This window comes from Chloroflexota bacterium, from assembly GCA_011322445.1.
GTDB lineage: Bacteria > Chloroflexota > Anaerolineae > Anaerolineales > DRMV01 > DRMV01.
The window spans coordinates 1-3,227 of sequence record DRMV01000002.1 but is presented as its reverse complement, the minus strand read 5'-3'; the positions used below and the strand labels follow the sequence as shown (position 1 = coordinate 3,227).

At 64.3% G+C, this 3,227-nt stretch carries 6 protein-coding genes; all 6 read right to left on the bottom strand.

Annotation, left to right across the window (positions count from 1 at the left end):
- Positions 1-115: 115 nt before the first annotated feature.
- On the bottom strand, positions 116-565 hold the full coding sequence (locus ENJ54_00210; protein ID HFC08271.1) for a PIN domain-containing protein: 450 nt from the start codon (positions 563-565) through the stop codon (positions 116-118).
- Positions 537-824 carry a hypothetical protein gene (locus ENJ54_00205; GenBank protein HFC08270.1) on the bottom strand — a complete coding sequence of 96 codons (288 nt, stop codon included), beginning with the start codon at positions 822-824 and terminating at the stop codon, positions 537-539. The genes ENJ54_00210 and ENJ54_00205 overlap by 29 nt, the downstream gene beginning before the upstream one ends.
- A gap of 105 nt (positions 825-929) precedes the next feature.
- Positions 930-1,385 (bottom strand): PIN domain-containing protein, encoded by a 456-nt coding sequence (locus tag ENJ54_00200; protein HFC08269.1) that lies wholly within the window; start codon positions 1,383-1,385, stop codon positions 930-932.
- Entirely contained in the window at positions 1,351-1,659 is a 309-nt protein-coding gene (locus ENJ54_00195; protein ID HFC08268.1) for a ribbon-helix-helix protein, CopG family, read from the bottom strand. Before ENJ54_00195 ends, ENJ54_00200 begins: the two co-directional genes overlap by 35 nt.
- Before the next feature lie 292 nt (positions 1,660-1,951).
- The gene (locus ENJ54_00190; protein ID HFC08267.1) at positions 1,952-2,338 is read right to left on the bottom strand and encodes a hypothetical protein; all 387 of its coding nucleotides are present in this window, start codon (positions 2,336-2,338) and stop codon (positions 1,952-1,954) included.
- Positions 2,339-2,359: 21 nt separating this feature from the next.
- The coding region (locus ENJ54_00185; protein HFC08266.1) for a recombinase at positions 2,360-3,227 on the bottom strand (868 nt) is incomplete at its 5' end.

Sequence of the window (3,227 nt, the reverse complement as noted above, 5' to 3'; positions counted from 1 at the left end):
GGCCACTCCTGCAAACACTCACGGAAAGGCAAACAAGTCACTCCAATGGCAAAAACCTCCACTGCTGCGAACAGCCATGTGGTTTTGTCCTCGAACCATCCGTTCTCGCCCAATGTCAACCTCCGCCTGTCGAGGCTTCACTCACTAACCTCACGAAGTCCACGCCAATCTGCCGCGCACGATTATACAGCCTCTTGTCGCCCGTCCAAAACTCGGCTCCCTGCCGCTCGGCCAAAGCCAGGTAGAAGGCGTCGTAAGCCGCACCCTGCTTCAGACGCACAGCCCACTCGTAGGCGGACATGACCAGAAGGCGGTCAGGATAGATCACTTCATCGGGAATTTCCAAAACCTGTGTCAGGGCGTGGTCAATCTCTTCTGGAGGCCATCCATGCAGCCTGTGGCGATACAAGGCCGACGTCACTTCGTACACCCACAACCCAGGCACCACGATTTTGTCCAGTTCGCCAAGCCATGCCTGTACGGCCTCGGGGGAAAGTCCTGGGCCCTCCACCACCGACCACACGCCCACGTTGGCGTCAATGACGCATGTTTGACATGAGTTCATCCATCCGCTCCTCACGCATCGCGTTCAGGTCTTCAGGGGTGTGCACCAGCCCGGGCGCTTGCTCGGCCAGGCGTTGGCTGATTTCGCGCAACTCCGCCAACACCCGCTGCCGCCGCGCTTTGCGCGCTTCGGCTTCGTCTGCCAGCGCCCGCTCTAACGCTTCACGGACAAAGCGGGACATGCTCACGCCGTGTATCTGCGCCGCCTTCCGCACCCGCTGGTGCAGGTCTTCGGGAAGTACAAACTGCACTTTGACCATCGGTCGCCTCCTGGCTGTCTGCGTTCCATACCATTCCACACCTCAATGATACCGCCCGAACGCGGCGGCGTCAAGGGGGGGGCGGCTGTCAAGCCGCGGGCGGCTTCACGCTTCGCTCTCTCCAAGCAACCTCACGAAGTCCGCGCCAACTTGTCGGGCGCGGTTGTATAGCCGTTTGTCGCCTGTCCAAAAGTCGCACCCCAACCGGTCGGCCAAGGCCAGGTAGAAGGCATCATAGGCTTTGGTCTGCCTCAACGCGTCCGCCCATTCCAGAGCAGCAAAACAAAGTGCGTCGTCCAGCGGGACGACCTTGATGCCCATGCCTAACGCTGCCTGCACCGCAGCCTTTACATGCTCTCTGTCAGCGCCATGGAGAGCGCCTATCGCATGCAACACCGAAACCACCTCCGCGCGCCATAGTGCAGGGACATGGAGAATTTTTTCCTCAACTTCCAGGCGGTTCAGTAAGGCATCCGCAGCAGCCGTGCGCTCGCCCTCCCACACGGCATACACAACTATATTGGCGTCAATTACGACCGAGGACGTTGCGGACGATTTCATCGGTGCGCTCCTCTCGCATCTGGCGGATGAGTTCAACCACTTCGTCGCCGCTCACAGGCGCTACACCTGCGGCTGCCAGTTCACGCCGGACTTTCCGCAAGTTCTCCAACGCCTGCCGCTGCTGCTCCAACAGCCGCCCCCGTTCTTCCCGCAGGCCGCGCTCAACCATTTCCCGAACTATTTGGGAGATGCTCGCCCGCCGCACTCTTGCCAACCGCCGCAATTCGGCGGCTTGCTCCTCGGTCAACAGGATTTGCATTCGGGTCACGCTCATGGAAGGACTCCTTTGCTACACAAGGTTGTGTATATTTTCGCGCAGGTGCGGGATCTTGTCAAGGGGCGCTTTCGGACAGGCTAATGCCTGGCTCCCAGGCGGCGCACGGAGCGCGCGGCGCGGGAGGCCCTCAGGCCGACCGCGGGCTGGCCGACAGGCCACGCCCAGGCCAGCAGGCCGATGTCGCGCGGCCCACCGGCTCAGCGCCCTGAGCAACAGGCCGTCAGGCCTGGGGCGTGGGGCGCGTGGCCGAAAGGCCGCCGCCCCGCAGGCCAAAAGGCCGAGGACGCCCCTACCCCGTCGCATGGCTGCCTCCTTCGCCGTTCAGCAGTGCCGATAACCGCGCTACAGCAGCAGCGCGTACTTCGCTCGGCAGGTGGAAGACGACGCGCTCCGCCACCACTGTGCTCGCCGGGGCTTCCTCGCGCCAAACGGTGCGAAGCCAGCCGTCCAGCGTGACTTCGACGGGCACATTGTGTTCCGCCGCCGCTTCGCCAAAAATCACGATCTCCGCGGCCAGGCGCCCGTAGGCTACGGCAGGGTGAACGCCACCCTTTTCCACCGCATCCGTGGCTATCTGGAAGTGCACCGCAGGAACGGCCTCCCCGCCGACCCGCCGCACTTCCGTCCGCACGGACTGTATCAGTCCGTCCAAAATCACTCTGTTGTGTCGTTTCATGCTGCCCGCCTCCGCAGGTTGTTAGCCCACCAGGGCTTCGACGGCCCGCGTCAGGTCGCGGCCGTCGGGTTGCACGTACCGCCGCGTGGTGTTCAGGTCGCCGTGGCCTAACAATTCGGCCACTTCCTGCAACCCCGCCCCGGCGTCTATCAGGCTCTTGGCAAAGGTGTGCCGCAGGACATGGGGCGTCACGCCGTCCAGTTTCGCCTCATGCGCCACGCGCTCCACTGCACGCTGCACCGTGCGCGCCGTCAGCCCTTTGCCCACCGACCACAACGCGGCGGCAGTAATCCCCGTCTCCCCACGGGTTTCCAGCCACCGCTTCACCGCCTTGCGCGCTTCCGCGTTCAGGGGCACCACCCGCTGCTTGTTCCCCTTGCCGCGGCGCACCAAGACCTGCCCGCTTCGCGGGCGGAGGGTCAGGTCGTCTTCGGTCAACGCCACTACCTCCCCCACCCGCAGTCCCGTGTGCAGCAGGAACAGCACCAGCAGGGCGTCGCGGGTGTGGTTCACCCACCGCTTCCCTCCGGCGGCGCGCGCGGTTTGCAAAACCCGCTCCGCCGCCCGCTGCAACGCATACCGCTCTCGCCTGTCCAGCCAGCGGGGGGCTGCTTTCACAGACCGCACCATCTTCACCCCTGCCACAGGGTTGGCCTCTATCAGCCCTTCCCCTTGCGCCCATTCCAGCCACGCCCGCAGCGCGTTGAGTTTGCGGTTCACCGTGGCGGCTTTCAGCCCCCGCCATTGCAGCCAGCCGCGGTATTCCCGCACATCCGTGGGCGTCACCGCCGCAGGCGTCAGCGCCTCGCCGTTGGTCTGCTCGAACCAGCGGGAAAACTGGCGTAGGTCGGCCAGGTAGCCCGCCACGGTCGAGGGGGACAGGTCGCGG

Excerpts from the sequence above, each read along its gene's own strand:
- ENJ54_00205 (HFC08270.1), bottom strand. The coding sequence starts at position 824 with ATGGTCAAAGTGCAGTTTGTACTTCCCGAAGACCTGCACCAGCGGGTG.
- ENJ54_00190 (HFC08267.1), bottom strand. The coding sequence starts at position 2,338 with ATGAAACGACACAACAGAGTGATTTTGGACGGACTGATACAGTCCGTG.
- ENJ54_00210 (HFC08271.1), bottom strand. The coding sequence starts at position 565 with ATGAACTCATGTCAAACATGCGTCATTGACGCCAACGTGGGCGTGTGG.
- ENJ54_00200 (HFC08269.1), bottom strand. The coding sequence starts at position 1,385 with ATGAAATCGTCCGCAACGTCCTCGGTCGTAATTGACGCCAATATAGTT.
- ENJ54_00195 (HFC08268.1), bottom strand. The coding sequence starts at position 1,659 with ATGAGCGTGACCCGAATGCAAATCCTGTTGACCGAGGAGCAAGCCGCC.